Genomic DNA, 15580 nt, shown 5'->3' with positions numbered 1-15580 from the left:
GTTGTTGCGCCAGCTCAACATCAGCGGCGGTTGATGCCGGTCGCACGGTTACGGCGTCGGGCAATGTTCTTGGCAAACTGGTGGTCCCACTCGGATTGGGTGCACTGCTTGTGGGGTTGGCTAACCCAGTAGCTGATGAAGTCGTAGAGATCCGAGTTTTGGATTGCTCCCTCCGCCTGGATACCTTGCAGACGCAGGTGGAGCAGCACGTCTGAGCTTGGCTTCCAGTCAGGGGTCATCTCAAAGACGTGCCCCTCGGGGTCGGCCTGCAGTCGCATTGGCAGCGCCACATCGGCACCTTGCCACTGTGCAGATCCGCTTTCGTTAACCAACAGACCCAGCGCCTTCAGCTCATCCAGGTAACCCTGGAGCTGTTGTTGATTCGGGGTCCGGGGCTTACCGTCGACCTCGATGACCAGTAAGCGCTGCAGATCGAGCAAATCCAACCCGCGGATCCGACCGCGCACCGCCTTTCGGGCCAGGGCGAAGGCATAGGCCTGCCGGGCCATCAACGACACCGACCGATTCTGGTCAAACAGCTCAAATTCTAACTGGTTCACATAGCGCTCCTGATAAGTGGAGGCGATTTTCGCAAAGGGGCCGCCGGCAAACAAGTTGCTCGCTCACGCAAAACCGGACGGATCCCGCTTTTATTGCGGGTTCCGGTTGGCCCAGCACGGAAGCGCATCACACCATTCCCCATCGTAAACAGCAGACGATGCCTATGTCCAACCAGCGCCCCATGAACTAAAAAGCCCTGAGCCGGATCTGCGAGGATCGGGCTCAGGGCTTTTTTACCGGGTATTGCCAGGGGTGCTGCCGTTCAATGGCTGCCGCTGGGGCTCAATGAGAGTCCTGCATCTGACCCACCATCAGCATGGCGGCGGCATCGAGCTCTTCGGCGTCCATCATGGCCGCGATCCGTTCAACGGAGGAGAGCAGCAGACTCTGTTCCCACTCTTCAAGGGATTGGTAGCGCTGTATGAAATGCTCTTGCAGAGGCTGAGGTGCGGTAGCCAGTAGGCTCTTGCCGGCCTCGCTGACGAATAACTGCACGCGGCGTTTGTCTGCGTCGTCCCGGACCCTGGTTACCAGGCCTCGGGATTCCAGGCGGTCGACAATGGAGGTGACCGTCGCCGGGCTCAGATTGACCTCGGAAGCGATCTGGCGGGCGATGGGGCCATCCAGTTGCCGGATCTTTTGCATTACCACCAACTGTGGGCCGGTCAGGCCTGATTCCTTGCTCAGTTTCCGGCTGTGCAGATCGATCGCACGTATCACCTTGCGCAGGGAGATCAGCAGTTGCTCGTGTTTGTCCATAGTTGCTCCAGTTAATCACCGGTACTGTAACAAAAATCCGCCCTCAAGCCAGTACCGGAGCCGTCGGCCCAAGAGGCCCGTTGGGAGCTGGGTTGCTGGTGAGAACCACGACGGGCGGCTTCGCGAGTTCACCCGGTATAAGAGCGACGAATTGGGTTGCCTGCTTATCCAGCTCAGGACCTCTCTTGCCCGGGGGCTTCACTTGCGCTGGACTCTAATGATTACCTTGGCGCTGTCAGGGAAAATAGTTAGTGCACATTCTTTTTTCTGAGCTGGCGCAAATACGTATCTGCCCACCTTTAGCTACTCAATGCGATCTTTTATCTACACGTTACAGATGCTTTACAGCAATTGAGCCTTAGCTTTGTATCTGCAATGGCGGCGTCTGGTTGATTTTCTGTTAAAGCTGGCGTTAGGATCGTTCGCATTCTAATGGTATTGACTCTATTGCTTAGACGAAGGATTGTTTCACCATGTCTTCCACATTGGCTCCTGTACGCCATGAAGTACCCTCTGCCCAGTCCATTCCACTGAAACTGGTGGATACCCAACCAGAAGCCCCATTCCACTTTAATAACCACGATGAGTTGATGGCGTTTGACGTTGCCAACCACTCCTGGCGTGAGACCTTAGCCAAGTCCTTTAAGACAGATAAGGATTTGGCTAAGGTGCTGCACGGGATTCGTCCGGTTGATGAAGAGGTCTACGACGTTATCGCTGCCCGTGTCACGCCTTACGTGGCTCAATTGATGGACAAGAACGATCCCGCTTGCCCCATTCGTCTCCAGTACGTGCCCGAGCAGGACGAGCTGCATGTCGCGCCCCACGAAATGGGCGACCAGCTGGCGGAGGATGACATGATGCCGGAGGGGACTTCCCTGGTGCATCGATACCCCAATCGGGTGCTCTTTCTGGTGCACAACATCTGTGGTGCCTACTGCCGTCACTGCACCCGCAAACGCATGGTGTCTGATCCGCTGAACGTGATCGATATGGCTCGGATCCGCCGCTCGGTCGAGTACCTCCGAGACCATCCAGAGGTGCAAGATGTGCTGCTCTCGGGGGGCGATCCCTTACTGCTGACCGACAGCAAATTGGATGAGATCCTGTCGATGATCCGCCAGGCCCGTCCGGACCTGAAGATCCTCCGCATCGGCAGCCGCTTGCTGGCTCAGCTGCCCACCCGTGTCACACCGGAGCTGGTGGACGTGTTGGTGAAAAACCGTGTCACCCTGATCAACACCCAGGTCAATCACCCCCGTGAAATCACCCCGCTGTTCATCGAGCGCACCGGCATGCTGCGCCGTGCGGGCGTCATGCTGGGCAACCAGAGTGTGCTGATCAAGGGGGTGAACGACGACGTGGCAGTGATGCGAGATCTGGTGATGGACTTGGTCTCCAACGGGATCCGTCCTTACTACGTTTATTCCATGGATCCGGCACCGGGGAACAGCAAGTTTATGGTCAGCTATGACCGTATGTTGGAGATCTACCATGGGATCCGCGGTTGGGTATCCGGCCCTGCCATTCCCACCTTCATCGTTGATGGGATCGGCGGCCTGGGCAAGATGCCGGTGCAGCCCGAGTATGTGAAGAAGGTGGAGCAGGATGGGCAAACCAAACTGATGGCCACCAACTTTGAAGGCCGCACGGCTGACGTCTCCTTCCTGCTTTAAGCGCTGTCATGCATCCGCTGGATTACGCGCTGTTTGCCGCCTACCTTCTGGCGCTGGTCGGGGTGGGGTACTACTTCTATCGGCGCCATCGTGGCGGCGAGGACTTCTTCCTGGCCGGGCGCGCTCTGGGCGCGCGCCACGTCGGCTTCTCCATCGCCGCCACCGACGTTGGTGGTGGCTTTTCCATTGGCCTGGCGGGGTTGGGCTTCACCATGGGCCTTTCCGCCAGTTGGCTGCTCTTTACCGGCTTGCTCGGTGCCTGGCTGGCCGCGGTGTGGATGATCCCCAAGGTGAAGTCACGGGAAGCGAGTCAGCGCTTCTTTACCTACCCGGATCTGCTGCGCCATCGCTACGGTGGGCGGGTTGCTATGGTGGCCGCGGCGATCTCCGCCATTGGCTACCTGGGCTTTACCGCCGCGCAGCTGTTGGCGGGGGCAAAGCTGGCGGCCAATACCCTGATTTCCCCCGACTTCAGTACCGTCGAACCGATGAACCTGGCACTTTGGCTGATCGGCGGCGCCACCATCCTCTATACCGCTTTTGGCGGGCTTAAAGCGGTGATCTACACCGACAGCGTGCAATGGCTCATCCTGCTATTGGGGTTGGGAGCATTGGCGCTGCCCTTTGCGCTTGCTGAGATTGGCGGCCTGACAGCGTTGTTCGTGGCCCTGCCAGAGGGCCATGGCTCACTGACTCAGCTGGCCCCGGCGACGGCGCTCAATTGGTTGCTCACCATTACCCCTATCTGGCTGGTGGCGATGACCCTTTATCAGCGGATCTATGCCTGCAGGGACATCCGCACAGCCAAGCGCGCCTGGTATCTGGCAGGGTTTCTGGAATACCCATTGATGGCCTTTTCCGGTGTCCTGCTGGGGATGTGTGCCCGGGTTTTGCTGCCTGAGGCCGATGCGGAGAGTGCGGTGCCGATAATGATCCGGGATGTGTTGCCCTTGGGGCTGACGGGCATTGTCATCGCCGCCTATTTCTCGGCCATCATGTCGACGGCTGACAGTTGCCTGATGGCCAGCTCGGGGAACCTGCTCAACGATCTGCTGGGGATCCGCGATGACTCACCCCGCACCGTTCGCCTATCGATGCTGTTTACTTTGTCGCTGGGGCTGGTCGCCATATTACTGGCATCCAAAGCCACTTCGGTGTTGGACGCCATCTTGATGGCCTACGGCCTGATGGTGTCTGGATTGGTGGCCCCCACATTGGCCTGTTTGTTCTGGCCCAGGATCCAAGCTGGTGCCGCGATGGCCGCCATGCTGGTGGGGTGCGTGACCGTGACCCTGCTGATGCTGCAGTGGGTTTCCCTGCCGGAGCCACTTCAGCGATGGGGGCTGGAACCCAGCGTGTATGGCCTTGCTCTTTCTTTGTTGACCCTGGGCCTGGCCCATAGGCTCAGTCTTTTTCGCCGAACCGACGTTGTTGAGGTAATGGAATGAACTCCCAAGCTGTCATGCCCAAGAACCCCACTCAAGCGGATTTTCTTTTTGATAAGGTGGAGCAGCGATTGGGCGCCACACTGCAACATGGCCCCAACAACGACCGGGTTTACCTGATGTCCTTGGGTAGCTCGGATCCGCAACAGGTGCTGTACGAAGCGCATCACCTGGTTGACCAGCACGGCTACGGCAAGGTTTTCGCCAAGGTGCGCGACACGCAAAGTGAGCTCTTTCTAAGCCAGGGCTATCGGATTGAAGCTCGGATCCCGAACTTTTACCGGGATGCCGATGCGCTGTTTCTGGCGTTCTACGCAGACAACGACCGCGCCCAGGCCACCGAGGGTGCTCACCTTGACCAGGTACTGACGGCAGCGACATCCGGGCTCAGCCTGGTTAACAAGGTAGAGCCTGATCTCGATATCTGCCGGATGGCGCCCAGTGACGTCGATGCCATGGCGCAACTCTATGCTCAGGTGTTTCCCAGCTACCCATTTCCGATCACCCACCCCCAATTTCTGCTGGAGACGATGGCTGACAATGTGGCGTACTTTGGGGGAGTACGGGAGGGCAAGTTGGTCGCGCTGGCCTCGGCGGAGCAGTGTTTTGAGACCAAAACGGTCGAGATGACCGACTTTGCGACAGCGCCCTCTGCGCGGGGCCAGGGCTGGGCTCAACGCCTTTTGGCCCATATGGAGCAGGATATGGAAGCGGCAGGGCATCATATGGCCTATACCATCGCTCGAGCGGGTTCCACGGGGATGAATCGAACCTTTGCTCAGCGGCAATACAGCATGGCTGGTCGGTTGATCAACAACACGCAGATTGGTGGCCAGATTGAGTCGATGAACGTTTGGTATAAGCCTTTATAAGACCAAAGGTGCCCCTTTTGCTTTGTAAAAAACGCGCCCATTTGGGCGCGTTTTTCGTGTCGACATTAAAGCTCTCTGACTGTTAGCGCTACAGCATCTGCTTAGCCGTTGGCTGCTTCCATCATGGCAGTAACTTGTGGCTGTACGTCGAGGCCGTAGCCGAACATGGTAGCGCCAACCAGCACCAGCGCGGCGGCCACCATCAACTTAACCAGCAGCGGCAGGCAGAACTTGAACCACTGGCTGTAGGGCACACCGGCCATGCCGAGGATCCCCATCAGTACCGCGTTGGTCGGGATGATCATGTTGGAGAAGCCATCACCAAACTGGTAAGCCAATACGGCTACCTGACGCGGCACACCCACCAAGTCACCCAGCGGGGCCATCAGCGGCATGGTGACAAAGGCCTGGCCGGAGCCGGAGGGGATAAAGGTGTTGAGCAGGGTCTGGATCACCAGCATGCCTACTGCGGAGAGTTCGGCGCTAACGTAGGACAGCGGCAGGCTCATCCCGTGCACCAGGGTGTGCAGGATCTGGCCATCTTCCATTACCAGGGCAATGCCTCGGGCCACGCCAATCAGCACCGCGGTCATCACCAGTTCGGAGGTGCCTTCGATGAACTTGTTGGCGGCGGTATCCGGGCTGAGTTTGCCGATAATGGCCACCAGGATGCCCCAGGCGATGAACACTGCGCCCAGCTCGTACAGGTACCAGCCCTGGGTGGCGATACCGGCCACAGCGATGGCCAGGGTGGCAACGAAGCTGGCCAGGATCAGCTTGTGGCGGCCGTTCAGTTGCGGGTAGTTGTGGGTTGGCTTGTCACCCAGTGGGCAGGGGATACCGGCCATCATTGAGGCGCCCGGGTTGTTCTGAACGTTCTTGGTGTACTGCCACACGTGGTGGAAGCCAATCAGCACGAAGGGGACGAAGATGGCCAGGCGCAGGCCGAGCCCGGAGTAGGCCGGGATCTCTGCGATCTGCTGGGCAATCAATACGGTGAAGGGATTAAACGCCGACACGCCGTAGCCGATGCCGTAGCCGGCGACGATCATCCCCACTGCGGTCATGGCATCCAGCTTCATCGCCCGACACAGCGCCACCAGGATGAGCACGAAGGGGATGTACTCCCCGGCGGTGCCGATGCTGCTGGAGGCCATGGCAAAGACAAACACCACGGCAAAGATCAGCTTCTGCGGCGAGTCACCAAAGCGCTCAAGCATGCGGCCAATCAGCGCATCCACAGTGCCAGTAGCCCGCGCGACTGCCAGTACACCACCCACAATCAAGACAAAGAAGATCACGTCTTGGGCGGCGGCAAAGGCCCGCGGGATGACTTGAAGCAGATCCCATGGGGTCATGCTGGTGGTGCTTTCAACGGCATGGTAGGTGCCGGGCACAACGGAGAGGCGGCCGGCGTCGTTTGCCACCATCTCAAATGCCCCTTGCGGCACCAGCCAGGTGGCGATGTAGGCCACCAGCATCATGCCCAGGAGCAAGATAAGGGTATGTGGAACTTTCTTTGTTTTTGTTGTTTTTTCCATGTTCTCTTTGTCCAAAAACTGCTTTTCGAGCGAATCGCCAGTGTAATCGGTTAAAAAAATATGAAAAGGCTTTTTGTAAACGGGATTTTCACCCTGCATTAGTAGGTTTTTGTGAGGTGTGGGTGAGTTGAATTTGCACCCGGAAGGAGTGGGGTTGTCGTGCACCTGAACTTTGGGCCTGATCTGCGGGTCTGATCTGCGAGTACGGCAGGCGTCGTACTGTTGAATCGCGATGTCGGTCAAGAGAACTGAGACAGAGTCGAAGCAAGCTTGCCGCTGTTTATGTATATTAAACAGCGGCTAATGAACCCAGATAAGAGGATCCCACTATCAAACAGAATCAGACTGCCACATCATCTCGCCGTAGCCCTTGGTTCAAGATCGGCGTCATCGCCACCCTGGTTCTGGTGGTCGTCGTGGTCTTCAACGTGATCCCGAAAGGGTTCAAGACCACGCACGAAGAGATTGGCACCGGCAAGCCGGCGGTGGTGTTCGTGTACGACCCCAACTTTACCTCGAGCCACACCCAAACCGAGCAGATGAATGCCGCGCGACGCCAGGTAGGCGATGCCGCGTTCTTCCTGATTGCCCGAGTCGGTACCCCGGCCGGTGACCAGTTCCAGACCCGCTACCGGGCTGCCTCCTCTGACATCCTGCTGTTTTCGCCCTCTGGCGAGCTGCTGGAGAGAGACCGGGCCGTGCTGCGTGAGGCCAACATCGTACAGTGGGTAACGGCAGCCAGCGACGCTCTTTAGTGCTTGGATACCCAGCCAGACCCACCGCTTGGTAGCGACGCTTTTTGGCGCCAGGAGAACATGAGCCGGTGCTAACCTGTGGTGACTGAACACAAAAGCCCGAAGGTGGAAGCCTTCGGGCTTTTTGTCGTTGAGACGGGGGGAGCCTGAGGGATTCACCGCCACATGACAGGACGGCGAGGTGCGCATCTCCCCTGCTGCCAAGTTCCCTTTTTTGCCGACGGGTGATTTGTTGTGGGTACTCAACCATGGCAACAGCGACAGCGCTTTTCTAGTACCTTCGCTTCGCTCACCCAGCGGCAGCCCACTGAAGCAAAGGTATGGGCCGTTTTTGGCTTGATACTCGAGCATCTAATCGCGGGCTAGCTGCCCAGGCTGGACTGATAAAGTCGATAAAATACAGGTTGTTGCCTAGAGCTAAATCCAGATAACATAAATAAAAAAAACGTGACCTGGGACATGTCAGCTCAAACAGCGATGATTGCCATATTTTGTCTTGTTGTCTCAACCGGGGCGCAAGCGGAACGCTTTGGTATCAAGGTGCTTACTTCGAAAGGAGAGCCCATTGAGCATGCCGTCGCTGCGTTAATCCCCAAAGACAGCACGACGATCCCGCCGCTTATTCCATCAGAGCCCGCCGTGCTCGACCAAATTGACCGGCAGTTCAAGCCCTATGTATTGGCGATCCAGGCCGGACAGCGCGTCAGTTTCCCCAACTCGGACTCCATTAAGCACCACGTTTATTCGTTTTCGGATCCCAAGACCTTTGAGCTGCGACTGTATAAAGACAAGATCCCGGAACCCTTGGAGTTCGAAACCCCTGGGATTGTGGCGCTGGGCTGCAACATCCATGATTGGATGATTGGCTATATCTATGTGGCCGAATCACCCTGGTTCGGGATCAGCGCAGCCGATGGTGAGATCGGGATTGACCTGCCAGCGGGTGAGTACCGATTGAAGGTATGGCATCCATTGATGCAAGAGATCGACTTACAGCGCGAGCAAGACGTCACCATTGGTGCAGCGCTTCAACAAGAATGGATGCTCAAAGCACCTTTACACTCCCCGAACTTTGGTGGCTTAGCAGACGAATTTGATGATTATTAATCGGGGATCAAGTTCGAGCGGAACCAGCCTACGGCGACGGATTTTGTTGTCCTTTGCCCTGGTGCTGTTTCTCGGTCTGACCTTGGTATCCATCACAACGCTGAACGCTGCCTTTCGTCATACCAACAACCAACTTGAGACGCGGCTTAACGTGGCCAGTTCCGTCTTTCTGTTGATGATAGATAACCAGGCCAGCAGCTTAATAAATGCGCTGACGACGTTCGCTAAAGACTTCAATACCAAACAGCTACTGGGCGATGCGCAAGATGATCCCGCGTCACTCAATGCTGCTCTGTATAACCTGCAACAACGCAGTCAAACGGACTTCATCGTTGCTTACGACGCCGAGTATCGGCGTTTGGCCGGGAGCTCCATTGCGCTACCTGACGATCTGCCCGCTAGGTTAAGCCGCCCGGGGTATAGCTTCATTACCCTCAATAACAAAGCCTTTCTGGTGACAGCGGCACCTTATCGATTTTTGGAACAAAAACCGACCCCCGATGGTTGGCTGGTGATCGGTGAGGCGCTTGAGCGCAATCTGGTCAGCCAGCAGACCCGCCAGCTGCTTGGTTTGGATCTGGTGGCATTCAAAGCAGGTCAAACCATCTCTAGTACACTCAAGTCATTGCTGGATCAGCAACAAGAACAAAACTATCTAGATCATGCCGAACATCGCATTGGCAAAATACTGTTACCCGAAGAGCACTTGATCTGGCGCTTTCATACCGACGCCGTGTCTGGCTCTGATCTCCAATTCGCTTATGTCTTGCCCAGTGATACGGCCTATCTGAATTTTATTAATCTGCTCGATGAGTTCGTGCTTGTTTTAATCATTGTGGCAATCATTGCAAGTGTGGTGAGCGTGTATGTCGCTAACAGCATCAGTCGGCCTTTGCGCCAGTTGGTAGCGAAGGCGGAGTTGATCCAGCGTGGTGATTATTCCAGTTCCCTGCCGGCCTATGAAACAACCGAAGTGCAAAGCTTGAGCAGTGCGTTTCAGTCGATGCAACAGGGCATTATTCAGCGCGAGCAGGAAATTAATACACTCGCTTATTTCGACAGTCTCAGTGGCTTGCCCAACCGAAATGCGTTCGTTAAGTACATGGCCAGGTTGATTGAGATGCAGCCTGGTCGAGCTTTCGCGGTGCTCACCTTAGACCTTGATCGGTTTAAAGAAATCAATGACACCTTGGGTCACGATGTGGGTGACAAGTTGCTGCAGCTAGTGGCCCAGCGTATAAAAAATCAGGCTGATGCCAATGCCTATTCTGCGCACGTTGGTGAGGACGAATTTATGATCCTGCTGACCGATATCCATGAGCACCGGTTAAGTGACGACGTAGATCAATACCGTAAGCTTTTTGAGCCTGCGTTTGACATCGATGGTGTACTGATTGATATCGAAGCGGGGTTCGGTGTTTCCCTCTATCCCAAGAATGCGCAGGACGTCGGTGGCATGATGCAGAGCGTTGATATCGCGCTTGGGCACGCCAAGCGCTCTCACCACAAGGTGGTCTTCTACCGTGAAGAGCTTAATCAGCACTCGGTACAGCGCCTGAGCCTAATGACGGAGTTACGCGGAGCGATTGAACGAGACGAGCTTCAGCTGCTGTACCAACCCAAGCTCAACATCTCGGAGGGTGTGGTTAGCAAAGCGGAGTGTCTGGTTCGGTGGTACCACCCGGAGCATGGCTTGGTAGGGCCCGATGAGTTTATCCCCCTGGCTGAACAAAGCGGGGCGATTCGGGAACTGACTAAATGGGTGATCCTTACCGCACTTGATCAGCATCTGCGGTGGCGATCAGATGGCATAGACGTTCAAGTCGCCGTGAATATTTCAGCTTTGGACCTGGTCGATAACGAGCTGCCGGCTTTCGTCAGTGAGGCGTTGTCCAAACGGCGGCTGTCGCCTTCCGTGTTGACGTTTGAAGTAACCGAAAGCGCACTGATGGCTGAGCCTGAGCAAGCCATGAGCGCCCTTAGCCTGCTCAGTTACATGGGGATTGCGCTGTCCATTGATGACTTTGGCACTGGCTACTCCTCCATGAGCCAGCTTAAGCAAATGCCCGTGAGCGAGCTGAAAATCGACAAATCCTTTGTGCTCAACCTCGCCTCGGATCAACAGGACTGCATCCTGGTCAAAGCCTGTGTTGAGCTGGCACATAACCTGGGGCTCTCGGTTGTGGCTGAGGGCGTTGAGGATGAAGCATCACTCCAAATCCTCAAGCGTTATGGGGTGGAATATGCCCAGGGTTATTGGATGAGCCGACCATTGAAGCCTGCCGATTTCAGCGCCTGGCTCGAAGAGTTCTCGCACCAGAGGACCCCGGCATAATGAGAAGATTGGCGCTCCTTTTTCTGTTCAGCCCCATTTCTCTGGCGGCGGAGTTCAGTGTTGAGGCGGCTGCCGATGTTGCCTGGGTCCAAACCAGCAATGATGCACCTTGGATGCAAAGCTGGATTAGGGAAGGCACCGGGATCACACGCTACGATCCCCACTCGGATGGGCTTGTCCTGTCGCAAGCGATGCTGGAGGCGCAGATCGATTTCGATAACCCTTGGCAACTCCAGGCAACCGCTTACTACTATCCCGACGGTCAAAAGCATCTGGGATTCACCGAGGCGGCATTGACCTTCCAGCCGCTGACTTCGGGCGTGAAGCACAAAGTTCGTGTCGGCGCGTTCTACCCTAACTTTGGCTTTGAGAACCCCAAGCCCGGCTGGCAATCGCCCTATACCTATACCTTTTCCGCGATAAACAGCTGGATTGCCGAAGAGGTTCGGGCCATCGGCGGCGAATGGCAGATCACCGTTCCCGGCAAGTTATATCACTCCAATCACACCCTGAGTTTTGTGTCTTCGGTTTTCGGCGCCAATGACGGCGCCGGGACGCTGCTCAGCTGGCGTGGCTGGGCGCTGCATAACCGGCAAACACTATTGGGCGAACGTGTTGCCTTCGCTGATTATCCCGGTATCACCGGCCCCATTGAGTTGCAACCTAACTGGGTAGAGCCATTTATAGAAACAGACAACCGCGTTGGCTACTACCTCGGTGGCCATTGGCGTCACCGGCGCAATACCGAGGTACGCCTGTACCGGTATGACAATCGAGCTGACCCGTTCGCTGTCAATGATGAGGGCCAATACGCTTGGCACACCAAATTTTGGACGGTCTCTGCTAAACACCTGCTGAATCGACAATGGCGTATCCTCGCCCAGTGGATGGATGGCAGCACCGTGATGGGGGATAGCAAAGGGGTAAACGTCGATTTCGATGCCTGGTATGTGCTCACCAGCTACAAACATCACCAACATCGGTTCAGCCTGCGTTATGACGACTTCAAAACCGTCGACACCGACCAAAACCCGGTTGATATCAACGACAGTCATGGCAAAGCTTGGACCTTTGCCTGGCGTTACCAGGCTTCCCAACATATTGAGGTGGCGCTGGAATATCTATATGCCAGCAGCTGGAATGCCAATCGGATGAGCACGGCGCAGCTTGGTCACCAGGGTTTCGATTGGCCTCAACAAGGAAGCCGTAACCAATGGCAACTGGTGTTGAGTGGCATCTATTAGAAGAACCGGGGGTCAGAGCTGTTAACTCAGGTTGGCCCTGGCTAGCTCACTCTTATTTGGCGTTGCCGGCCACTTACTTTGTCGCCCCTTTGATTGCTAGATGCCGAATGCCAGGCGCGGTGCGGTAGGCGCTGAGTCTTAGGTGCTGAGTCTTGGGTAGGGAGAGAGAGGCGGCAGAGCTGCGAGACTCTTAGGTTTGCATCTTCACTTTGCCGGCAGTGGTCCGGCGACCGATTCTCTAGCGTGTTCGCGCCTTCGCCTCTGAGTCCCTCTTGTACTCCTTTAGGCTCCTTGGTATCCCCTATGCCTCGCTGTTGGTTTCGGATAGTAGCGACTACTGCAAACCCAAATCTTGCCCAAAAGTAAAAGTGGGTGGAGCACCGGATTTGGGTCGCTCCTCCCCACTGCTCCTTAGTGTGCTTAAGACAGCGAGTCGTACTACCTAACTATTCTCTTGAGTGAATCAGTGGGTGAGATACATAGCTGACTCAGTACCTATTTGTAAGCGATGGCGTCCCTCTTCAGACTTGATCAGGTGCATAGAGTCAGATAGCACGCGCCCCAGCAATGGTGGACTTTGCCAGATTACCTTTTGCGCAGCTTCGTTGACTTCAACAATCTTGTACTGCTCATTTAGGGTGGCCGCCAGTATCAGGTTGCCGTGTTCTAAGGGGATGATCTTGCGTATATCTCCAAGTTGCACTGTTCGAAAGTCTGTTTCTGAAATAGGGCTAAGACCGGCGTCGAAGCGATAAATTACGCTACCTTGTGCACAGATAAGTTGGCCGCCTTTAAAAGCCAGTTGTTCACAGGTGCGATTGTTCAGATTCGCTGATTGTCGATAGCTTCCGGATTGCCCTGATAGCATCATTAGGTTGGAGTAGTATAGGGAGACTGCGATCTGTATTTCTTCACCCACTGTTTGGAGAGCGATTGCGGAGATATTATCGGGAAATTCGTACCGGCCTAACTCCACATGGTTTTTAATATCGATAAACCGTATTGTTTTTTCGCCTGCGACAATGGCATCCATAAAACCATCGTTATTGAGATCGTGCAGCAGGATATGGCTGATTTTAGAGTAGCTGCTAAGCGGTTCACTGTAACGCACCGTATTCGAGTCTACTTCATGGGCAAGCACTTGGGAGTCGTAATTTTCTCCGTGGGCAAATACAAGTTCGGTAAATCCGTCATGATCAATGTCCGCCAACTTTCCAGCTAACAGGTCATCCCAGCTATCTCCTAACGGACCACTAAAGGTTAGTTCCCCCTGCTCGTTCATTTGGATGTAGCGTTGCCCCTCTCTGCTATGAGGATCATCGGGTGTGATGGGGAAGTGACTACGAGGCGTGATGAATACAGCGGCTTCATAACCTGGGCGGATTTGCCCCCAACCGGCAGCCATAAAAGATTCGGCTTTTGGAGAAGAGCCAGTGCTCCAAGCAAGCTCTGGAGAGGAGATTTGTTTGAAGATAGAGAGACGTTTACTATCAGAGCCCCAGAGTAATTCCTGTTCGCCATCACTGTTGCTGTCAGCGACGGTGATGGACTGAATGTCCCGGCCACGAAGCGCATCTTCTTTGTGCCACAACTCGCTGTAACCGTCGGTACCCTTAACAAAAGCTTTGGCTGTCCCCGCTTGGCAAAATCCGATTACGATTTCCAGATCTCCATTGCCTGTAAGATCAGCTGTTTGGAGTCCGCAGTTGTTATAACCGGGGATCGTCTGTACTGCACTCTGTTGTAGTGCATCGTATATTACAATGTCACCCCAATCTGGCGCGCCGATGATGTCTAGGCGGCCATTGCCACTGGCGTCGGCCAGTACCAACTGTTTGCCAAACTCTTCGGAGTGGTGCCACAGTAGGTTTCCATCGGCCAATCTGTATACTTGGCCGTTAGCAAAGACGGCTTCCAGTTGTTGATCGCCAACTACATCACCGAGTTGAAAAAGCCCATTACTATTGACGCTGAACTCATGGGACAATGTGAGCTCTTCCAGTGACCAGACTTGGAGTTTATATCCTTCTCCAACCACCAGTGAGTGGCTGCTGTCCTTATGTGTAGCAATCTCAAAGTGACCAAACGCGCTATCCTCTAAGGGGAGCAGCAGTGTGGCGGGTTCGTTCAGATCGGTGATCAGATAGATTCCCTCCTGATTTCGTAGCAGGATTTCGCTTTTCCCATCGCCGTCGAGATCAATTGTTTGAACCAAGATATCCCCATAGATGGTTTCAAAATCAAATGGGTAACTCCAGATCTGCCGGTAGTCACCTCCTTGGTATTCCAAAATGGTAAGTTGCCGTTGGGCACCGGATAGCAAAACCTGTTTCTTGCCATTTCCGACAAAGTCACCGACAAAGATTGAGTGAGCACGATGGTTGATTTGAGGAGTGACACGGGTGGTTGGAAGTTTGGCTTGTGGTGGCTGTACGGTTAGGACTAATTCCGCGGAAGATAGGCTGTCGTCACTTGAAACTCCCAGCCGGAACTGCTGGGGGCCAAATAATGGGGTTTTCGCTGCCCAGATGACTTCACCCTTTTCGTTCAGCGACGCTCCGTCGGGGCCATAAAGTAGTTTAGGATTGACTGCAGGTGCGAACTTTCCTTGTATCGCCAACTGAATGGTTTCTTCACCCGTTACAGTGATCTCGGTTTGATCCAGCTGTAGCGGATTGTCTCGGGTATAACTTCCGACGGCCGATTCTGTCTCTTCGTCTTCATACCAAGTCATGGTCATACCATTGGGAAAACTAATATGAGCGGTGACTTCCCTCTCGATTGTTCCGGGTTCAATGATACAATCTTCACCACCATTCCATTGGGTCAGTTTCAAATCGAGACGGTGCCGATCGCCGGCGGAAACGGTCTGCTCAAATTGGTAATCCCCATGCGCATAAAACTCTCCGGAGTCCAGTCGAAACGTTCCGTCATCATCAAATTGAATAGTTTCTAAGCAGTTTTCGTACTCGATGTACCAGAGTCCATCGATGTTTTCGGTCACAGATGACTTATCCCCTGTGTTTCCATTGCTTCCATTGCTTCCATTGTTTTCGTTGCTTCCGCCTTCGCCACCCCCACCACAGGCAGTGAGAAGGAAAATACTCAGGAGGGTTACTGGTATGAGTTTCATTGCGTCTTCCCTGAATCGCATATCACCCTGTCCCAATACGACACCACGAGATTGGTATCGATGGATAGGTGAATTTAACAAATTGGCTTCAGGGGGGCGGAGCCGTTGAAATAGGCCCGCTACCCCTTGGCCGTCCTTACTTTCCGATAACC

General features: G+C 54.9%; 11 protein-coding genes. 7 read left to right on the top strand and 4 right to left on the bottom strand.

What is annotated here, in order from left to right; all coding sequences use genetic code 11:
* Positions 1-20: 20 nt before the first annotated feature.
* Both BUC04_RS06130 and BUC04_RS06125 read right to left on the bottom strand, forming a co-directional pair.
* Positions 21-560: a DnaT-like ssDNA-binding domain-containing protein gene (locus tag BUC04_RS06130; RefSeq protein WP_143165555.1), complete on the bottom strand. Its 540-nt coding sequence runs from the start codon at positions 558-560 to the stop codon at positions 21-23.
* Positions 561-843: 283 nt separating this feature from the next.
* Entirely contained in the window at positions 844-1320 is a 477-nt protein-coding gene (locus BUC04_RS06125) for a MarR family winged helix-turn-helix transcriptional regulator (protein WP_067659364.1), read from the bottom strand.
* A 473-nt stretch (positions 1321-1793) separates the two neighbouring features.
* On the opposite strand from BUC04_RS06125, the gene BUC04_RS06120 reads away from it, so the two are divergent.
* From BUC04_RS06120 to ablB, 3 genes are read left to right on the top strand one after another with little or no spacing between them, the layout of a single operon-like run.
* Complete coding sequence (locus tag BUC04_RS06120; RefSeq protein WP_067659361.1) at positions 1794-2996, top strand: KamA family radical SAM protein; 1203 nt, start codon at positions 1794-1796, stop codon at positions 2994-2996.
* A gap of 8 nt (positions 2997-3004) precedes the next feature.
* Positions 3005-4444 (top strand): sodium:solute symporter family protein, encoded by a 1440-nt coding sequence (locus tag BUC04_RS06115; protein WP_067659358.1) that lies wholly within the window; start codon positions 3005-3007, stop codon positions 4442-4444.
* Entirely contained in the window at positions 4441-5313 is an 873-nt protein-coding gene (gene ablB, locus BUC04_RS06110) for a putative beta-lysine N-acetyltransferase (protein ID WP_234977356.1), read from the top strand. Before BUC04_RS06115 ends, ablB begins: the two co-directional genes overlap by 4 nt.
* 101 nt (positions 5314-5414) lie before the next feature.
* On the opposite strand, the gene BUC04_RS06105 is transcribed toward ablB, so the two are convergent.
* Positions 5415-6854 (bottom strand): YfcC family protein, encoded by a 1440-nt coding sequence (locus BUC04_RS06105; RefSeq protein WP_067659397.1) that lies wholly within the window; start codon positions 6852-6854, stop codon positions 5415-5417.
* A gap of 416 nt (positions 6855-7270) precedes the next feature.
* On the opposite strand from BUC04_RS06105, the gene BUC04_RS06100 reads away from it, so the two are divergent.
* The 4 genes from BUC04_RS06100 (at position 7271) to BUC04_RS06085 (ending at position 12295) form a co-directional block, all read left to right on the top strand.
* A complete protein-coding gene (locus BUC04_RS06100; RefSeq protein WP_234977353.1) occupies positions 7271-7609 on the top strand; it encodes a hypothetical protein in 339 nt (112 codons plus the stop codon).
* Between the two features lie 459 nt (positions 7610-8068).
* On the top strand, positions 8069-8716 hold the full coding sequence (locus BUC04_RS06095; RefSeq protein ID WP_159437658.1) for a methylamine utilization protein: 648 nt from the start codon (positions 8069-8071) through the stop codon (positions 8714-8716).
* A gap of 46 nt (positions 8717-8762) precedes the next feature.
* Positions 8763-11051 (top strand): putative bifunctional diguanylate cyclase/phosphodiesterase, encoded by a 2289-nt coding sequence (locus BUC04_RS06090; RefSeq protein WP_073325708.1) that lies wholly within the window; start codon positions 8763-8765, stop codon positions 11049-11051.
* Positions 11051-12295, top strand: a complete 1245-nt coding sequence (locus BUC04_RS06085) for a hypothetical protein (RefSeq protein WP_073325648.1) — start codon at positions 11051-11053, stop codon at positions 12293-12295. Before BUC04_RS06090 ends, BUC04_RS06085 begins: the two co-directional genes overlap by 1 nt.
* A 463-nt stretch (positions 12296-12758) precedes the next feature.
* On the opposite strand, the gene BUC04_RS06080 is transcribed toward BUC04_RS06085, so the two are convergent.
* Positions 12759-15428 (bottom strand): FG-GAP repeat domain-containing protein, encoded by a 2670-nt coding sequence (locus BUC04_RS06080; protein ID WP_067659343.1) that lies wholly within the window; start codon positions 15426-15428, stop codon positions 12759-12761.
* Positions 15429-15580: the final 152 nt, after the last annotated feature.

It is taken from the genome of Ferrimonas marina (assembly GCF_900129905.1).
In the GTDB taxonomy this organism is placed as follows: Bacteria; Pseudomonadota; Gammaproteobacteria; order Enterobacterales; family Shewanellaceae; genus Ferrimonas; species Ferrimonas marina.
The sequence above is the reverse complement of the archived record's forward strand: the minus strand, read 5'-3'. Positions and strand labels throughout refer to the sequence as shown.

Bases quoted from the DNA above. Each gene is read 5' to 3' on its own strand.
- BUC04_RS06125 (WP_067659364.1), bottom strand. From the start codon at position 1,320: ATGGACAAACACGAGCAACTGCTGATCTCCCTGCGCAAGGTGATACGT.
- BUC04_RS06120 (WP_067659361.1), top strand. From the start codon at position 1,794: ATGTCTTCCACATTGGCTCCTGTACGCCATGAAGTACCCTCTGCCCAG.
- BUC04_RS06115 (WP_067659358.1), top strand. From the start codon at position 3,005: ATGCATCCGCTGGATTACGCGCTGTTTGCCGCCTACCTTCTGGCGCTG.
- ablB (WP_234977356.1), top strand. From the start codon at position 4,441: ATGAACTCCCAAGCTGTCATGCCCAAGAACCCCACTCAAGCGGATTTT.
- BUC04_RS06105 (WP_067659397.1), bottom strand. From the start codon at position 6,854: ATGGAAAAAACAACAAAAACAAAGAAAGTTCCACATACCCTTATCTTG.
- BUC04_RS06095 (WP_159437658.1), top strand. From the start codon at position 8,069: ATGTCAGCTCAAACAGCGATGATTGCCATATTTTGTCTTGTTGTCTCA.
- BUC04_RS06085 (WP_073325648.1), top strand. From the start codon at position 11,051: ATGAGAAGATTGGCGCTCCTTTTTCTGTTCAGCCCCATTTCTCTGGCG.
- BUC04_RS06080 (WP_067659343.1), bottom strand. From the start codon at position 15,428: ATGAAACTCATACCAGTAACCCTCCTGAGTATTTTCCTTCTCACTGCC.